At 40.3% G+C, this 6,227-nt stretch carries 5 protein-coding genes; 2 read left to right on the top strand and 3 right to left on the bottom strand.

All coding sequences use genetic code 11. The features are described 5' to 3' along the window. Positions 1–59: 59 nt before the first annotated feature. Positions 60–2,282 carry an NADP-dependent isocitrate dehydrogenase gene (locus B5G52_RS16480; RefSeq protein WP_087533744.1) on the bottom strand — a complete coding sequence of 741 codons (2,223 nt, stop codon included), beginning with the start codon at positions 2,280–2,282 and terminating at the stop codon, positions 60–62. Between the two features lie 433 nt (positions 2,283–2,715). Then, positions 2,716–2,931, bottom strand: coding sequence for a cold shock domain-containing protein CspD (gene cspD / locus B5G52_RS16475; protein ID WP_058558936.1), 216 nt, complete (start codon positions 2,929–2,931; stop codon positions 2,716–2,718). 209 nt (positions 2,932–3,140) lie between these two features. On the opposite strand from cspD, the gene clpS reads away from it, so the two are divergent. Beyond that, on the top strand, positions 3,141–3,449 hold the full coding sequence (clpS, locus tag B5G52_RS16470; RefSeq protein ID WP_176372570.1) for an ATP-dependent Clp protease adapter ClpS: 309 nt from the start codon (positions 3,141–3,143) through the stop codon (positions 3,447–3,449). Positions 3,450–3,517: 68 nt separating this feature from the next. Continuing rightward, complete coding sequence (clpA, locus tag B5G52_RS16465) at positions 3,518–5,782, top strand: ATP-dependent Clp protease ATP-binding subunit ClpA (protein ID WP_087533742.1); 2,265 nt, start codon at positions 3,518–3,520, stop codon at positions 5,780–5,782. A gap of 177 nt (positions 5,783–5,959) precedes the next feature. On the opposite strand, the gene infA is transcribed toward clpA, so the two are convergent. After that, positions 5,960–6,178, bottom strand: a complete 219-nt coding sequence (infA, locus tag B5G52_RS16460; protein ID WP_002962494.1) for a translation initiation factor IF-1 — start codon at positions 6,176–6,178, stop codon at positions 5,960–5,962. Between the last annotated feature and the right edge of the window lie 49 nt (positions 6,179–6,227).

The following is a 6,227-nucleotide window of genomic DNA, read 5'->3' as shown; positions in this document are numbered from 1 at the left end:
CCAGTCAGCTTAACTGACTGGCATTACGCTCAGTGAGCGCCTTTTGTACATATTAGCGATTAAACTAGTTTAGCTAGAATATCGTTAAATGTTGCGCTTGGGCGCATTGCTTCAAATGCTGACGTATCGTTAGGTTGGAAATAACCACCTACATTTACCGCAACACCTTGTGCATTGTTAAGCTCAGATACGATCTGCTCTTTTTGTGCTTCTAAGTCACTAGCAATTTGAGTGAACTGAGCTTTAAGCTCTGCATCATCGTCTTGCTTAGCCAGTTCTTGAGCCCAGAATAAAGATAAGAAGAAGTGAGAACCACGGTTATCAATTTCTTTTACTTTACGAGAAGGTGATTTGTTTTCTGCAAGGAAAGTACCCGTTGCTTTATCAAGTGTATCTGCAAGTACCTGTGCTTTTTTGTTATCTGTATTCACTGCTAAATGTTCTAGTGAAGCAGCTAAAGCTAAGAACTCACCTAGAGAATCCCAACGTAAGTGGTTTTCTTTTTCGAACTGTTGTACGTGCTTAGGCGCTGAACCACCTGCACCCGTTTCAAATAAACCACCGCCATTCATAAGTGGTACGATAGACAGCATTTTCGCACTTGTACCAAGCTCAAGAATTGGGAATAAATCAGTTAGGTAATCACGTAATACGTTACCCGTTACTGAGATAGTGTCTTTACCTTCTTTAATGCGCGCTAGTGAGAAAAGAGTTGCTTCAAGAGGTGCTAAAATTTGAATATCAAGACCATCAGTATCGTGGTTTGGTAAATATGCATTTACTTTTTTGATGATTTGCGCATCGTGTGCACGGTTTTCATCAAGCCAGAAAATAGCTGGGTTACCTGTAGCGCGAGCACGGTTTACTGCAAGTTTAACCCAATCTTGAATTGGTGCATCTTTAACCTGACACATGCGCCAAATATCGCCTTGCTCAACATTGTGCTCTAGTAAAGTAGTGCCGTTAGCATCAACAACACGAATCACACCGTCAGCTTTTGCTTCAAATGTTTTGTCGTGAGAACCGTATTCTTCTGCTTTTTGCGCCATAAGGCCAACATTTGGCACGCTACCCATAGTGGTCGGATCAAATGCACCGTGCTCTTTACAGAAGTCGATAGTTGCTTGGTAAATACTTGAGTAACAACGATCTGGAATTACAAAGCTAGTATCTTGTAATTTACCATCGTTATTCCACATTTGACCGCTAGAACGAATTGCTGCAGGCATAGATGCATCAATGATCACATCACTTGGAACATGGAGGTTAGTGATACCACGGTCTGAATCAACCATTGCGATAGCAGGGCGCTGTGCATAAACAGCTTGAATATCTTCTTCGATCTCAGTGCGTTTTGCCTCGTCTAAAGATTGAATTTTAGAATATACGTCGCCAAGACCGTTATTTACATCAACACCTATCTCTTCAAATAACTCGCCATGTTTTGCAAATACGTCTTTATAAAATACTTTAACAGCGTGACCAAAGATGATTGGGTCCGATACTTTCATCATGGTTGCTTTCATATGTAATGAAAACAATACACCTTTTTCTTTTGCAGAATCAATTTCAGCTGCTAAGAAAGCTTGTAATTTAGCTGCGCTAATTGATGATGCATCAATGACTTCACCTGCAAGTAACGGAGTGCTTTGCTTAAGAACAGACACATCACCATTTTTAGCAACGTGCTCAATGCGTACATCTGTTGCTTGCTCAACCGTTACTGATTTCTCAGAACCAAAGAAATCGCCTTCGCTCATGCTAGCAACGTATGAAGCAGACTCTTTGCTCCATGCACCCATTGAATGTGGGTTGTTTCGTGCATACTCTTTAACAGAACCTGGCGCACGACGGTCAGAGTTACCTTCACGTAATACAGGGTTTACTGCACTACCTTTGATTTTGTCGTAAGTCGCTTGAATTGCTTTTTCTTCGTCTGTTTTTGGTTCAGCTGGGTATTCTGGAAGAGCATACCCTTTTGCTTGTAGTTCTTTGATCACAGCACGTAATTGTGGAACAGAGGCACTGATATTTGGTAATTTGATGATGTTAGCTTCAGGTGTCTTAGCAAGCTCACCTAGTTCAGCTAATGCATCGCCAATGCGTTGCTCTTCGGTTAAATACTCAGGGAAGTTTGCAATTACACGGCCAGCTAAAGAGATGTCACGTGTTTCAACTTCAACACCAGCGGCATTTGTGTATGCTTGAATGATCGGTAGCAAAGAGTAAGTTGCGAGTGCCGGAGCTTCGTCTGTTTTAGTATAGATAATTTTTGATGTCATCATCATTCCTAGATAGTAGGCATAAAGCCATATTCAACAATGCAAGAATATCATCACCAATGCTGGCAATGATCAGTCTGTTAGGTGTTAATACTGTAATTCAATAACCACACCTGACGGACTGCTATAAATTTAATGTTAAAAACCCGCCAATGGAATTAGCCATTAGCATAGTTTTACCACTTAAAGGGCCATTTTCGGGCTTTTTAAGCACAAAGAGTGTAACAAGCTTGGCACAAAAGGGCTAATAACTAATAGAATATTGGGGCATTAAAAAGTAATTTCAAGACTAAGGACAGATTTTGTGCTTTTAAAGTATTTAATTAACAAAGCGCAGAGCTGTAATAGAGAAGGGAATAGAAAATATCAGAAAAAGAAGTTAAGCGAGGATCTTTACAGGTCGCTCGCTTGTAGTGTCGAACTTCTATAACAACTACACTAACTCTTCGTTAGGAGCAATATTAGTCGCATGTAGGCCTTTAGGACCTTGTTGCAATTCGAATGTTACATCTTGACCAGCTTTAAGTGTTTTATAACCGTCCATTACAATCGTTGAGTAATGGGCGAATATATCATTCTCGCAGCCGTCTTCTACGATGAAACCAAAACCTTTGGCGTTATTGAACCATTTGACTTTACCACAAGCCATACTTCTACATCCTTCTATAAGTTGACTAATTTAGTTATTCTAAACCGTATAATTTGATAGACTGACTAAGGTTTAATCAATCTATAATTGACTGTAGTTTATTTATACGATCAGTCAAGTGTTTTAAACTATTTTTTAACAATTAATTTATTTTTTTATTCAAGTTTGCTTGAGTTCCAAAGACAAGACTATATTTAATTATGAGTGGCATGAAAGATTCAGGTGTTTTAGACACAGTTCGCGACAGTGAAAAGCAAAAGCTACAACCACCGCGAAAATACAAAGTCATTTTAAATAATGATGATTACACGCCTATGGACTTTGTGATAGAAGTACTAGTGACGTTTTTTAATATGGATAGCGATAGAGCAACAGATGTGATGCTACAAGTTCATCAAAACGGTCGGGCAATATGTGGGGTGTATACCGCAGATGTTGCAAATACCAAAGTTGATCAAGTAAACCGTTATGCACGTGATAACGAGCATCCACTGCTTTGTAGTTGTGAGCAGGAATAATACCAAGGTAGGGTGATCAAAATACCCATCACAACGGTATATATATTTATCTCAGTAAGGGGTTGCCAATGCTAAACAAAGACTTAGAACTAACTTTAAACGCGGCGTTTCGTGAAGCGCGTACTCGCCGCCATGAATTTATGACAGTAGAGCACCTATTACTTGCACTACTAGATAACCCTTCTGCAAGCGAGGCGCTCAATGCTTGCGCAATTGATATGGCAGCGCTTAAAACAGAGCTATCAGAATTTATTGACGAAACCACGCCAGTTATTCCTGATCTAGAGGAAGAGCGAGAAACACAACCTACGCTGGGTTTCCAACGGGTATTACAGCGTGCAGTATTTCATGTGCAGTCGTCGGGCAAAAACGAAGTAACTGGCGTTAATGTACTGGTTGCTATATTTTCTGAGCAAGAAAGCCAAGCGGTTTATCTACTCAAAAAGAGCGATATTTCACGCCTTGATATTGTTAATTTTATTTCCCACGGTATTGCTAAATCTGATGATGAAATAGGCGGTGAAGATGTTGATGATATCCATGAAGAAGTGCAAGAAGTGCAAGGAGAAGAACCCTCTAAGCTTGACAACTTCACCACTAATTTAAACGCTCAAGCGATTGAAGGTAACATTGACCCTCTTGTTGGTCGTGATAACGAAGTCGAACGTACAGTACAGGTTTTATGTCGTCGTAAAAAGAATAACCCGTTACTGGTTGGTGAAGCTGGGGTTGGTAAAACCGCTATTGCTGAAGGCCTTGCGTATCGCATTGTAAATGAACAAGTACCGGATGTAATAGCTGATGCAGTCGTTTACTCGTTAGATATGGGTGCACTATTAGCAGGCACTAAGTACCGCGGTGATTTTGAAAAACGTTTTAAAGCCTTGCTTAAAGAGCTTCAGGCGCAACCAGGCGCGATTTTATTTATCGATGAGATTCACACCATTATTGGTGCAGGAGCGGCATCAGGTGGCGTTATGGACGCGTCTAACTTACTTAAACCGTTATTATCAAGTGGTAAACTTCGTTGTATGGGTTCTACAACTTACAACGAGTACAAAAACATCTTTGAAAAAGACCGTGCTTTAGTGCGTCGTTTTCAAAAGATTGATGTGCTTGAGCCAAGCGTGGCTGATACCACCAAAATTCTTAATGGTCTAAAAGAACGTTACGAAGAGCACCACGGTATTCGTTATACGCAAAAAGCACTTAAAGCAGCTGCGGAGCTCAGTGCCAAATACATTAATGAGCGTCATTTACCAGACAAAGCTATCGATGTGATTGATGAAGCAGGTGCGAGTCAACGCTTACAACCAAGCTCAAAACGTAAAAAGACAATTGGTGTAGCAGATATAGAATCAATTGTCGCGAAAATGGCTCGTATTCCACAGCAAAGCGTGTCATCGAGTGATAAAGAAACACTCAAGAACCTTGATCGTAATCTGAAAATGTTAGTGTTTGGTCAAGACCAATCAATTGACGCGTTAACCTCGGCGATACGCTTGTCTCGCTCAGGTTTATCAAACGAAGATAAACCAGTCGGCTCGTTCTTGTTTGCAGGGCCAACGGGTGTTGGTAAAACTGAGGTCACAAAACAGCTAGCAAAATGTATGGGCGTTGAGTTTATTCGTTTTGATATGTCTGAATACGTTGAACGTCATGCTGTAAGTCGTTTAATTGGTGCGCCGCCAGGCTATGTTGGCTTTGAGCAAGGGGGCTTACTAACAGAAGCGGTTATTAAAAACCCACACTCAGTGGTGTTGCTTGATGAAATAGAAAAAGCGCATTCTGATATCTACAATATTTTATTACAGGTAATGGACCACGGTACCCTAACTGATAATAATGGTCGTAAAGCGGATTTTAGAAACGTAGTTGTGGTAATGACAACTAACGCCGGTGTACAAGAGACTGTGCGTAAGTCAATTGGCTTCACTGAGCAAGATCATTCTCATGATGCGATGAGCGAGATAAACAAGGTGTTCTCACCTGAGTTTAGAAACCGTTTAGATAACATTATTTGGTTTAACCACCTAGAGCGTGATGTGATCTTATTAGTGGTCGATAAGTTTATTGTAGAGCTTCAAGCTCAGCTTGATAAAAAATCAGTTAACCTTGAACTGACTTCAAAAGCACGTGAATGGTTAGCTGACCAAGGTTATGACAAGGCTATGGGTGCACGCCCCATGGGACGTGTTATTCAAGAGCAACTTAAAAAGCCATTGGCGAATGAGATTTTGTTTGGCGAGTTAATCGAAGGGGGCACAGTAAAAGTGTCACTAAAAGATAAAAAATTGCGTTTTGATTTTGAAACCGATTTAACGCCTGCATAATCGTTACAATCATGTAGACAACAAAAAGCCCAGCAAATGCTGGGCTTTTTGTTTATTAAATGTAATGGTCTGCAGGTGCTTTCAATTACATTTAATAAACGCTTCAAGCTGTGTAGAAAGTAACTAAGTTACTTAATCAACTTAGCTAAAAACTTGATATTTCGTTAACGCACTAACTTAGCGAGCACGGAATACGATGCGACCTTTTGATAAATCGTATGGGGTCATTTCTACGGTAACTTTATCGCCGGTTAAAATACGGATATAGTTTTTACGCATTTTACCTGAAATGTGAGCCACAACAACGTGACCATTTTCAAGCTCAACTCGGAACATTGTATTTGGTAAAGTATCAAGGACCGTCCCTTGCATTTCGATTACGTCTTCTTTCGCCATGTTTAGCGTAACACCTCTTTAATAGTTAAACGATGCAGATTTTGCCCAA

It is taken from the genome of Pseudoalteromonas sp. A601, from assembly GCF_002165575.1.
Classification (GTDB): domain Bacteria; phylum Pseudomonadota; class Gammaproteobacteria; order Enterobacterales; family Alteromonadaceae; genus Pseudoalteromonas.
The sequence above is the reverse complement of the archived record's forward strand: the minus strand, read 5'-3'. Positions and strand labels throughout refer to the sequence as shown.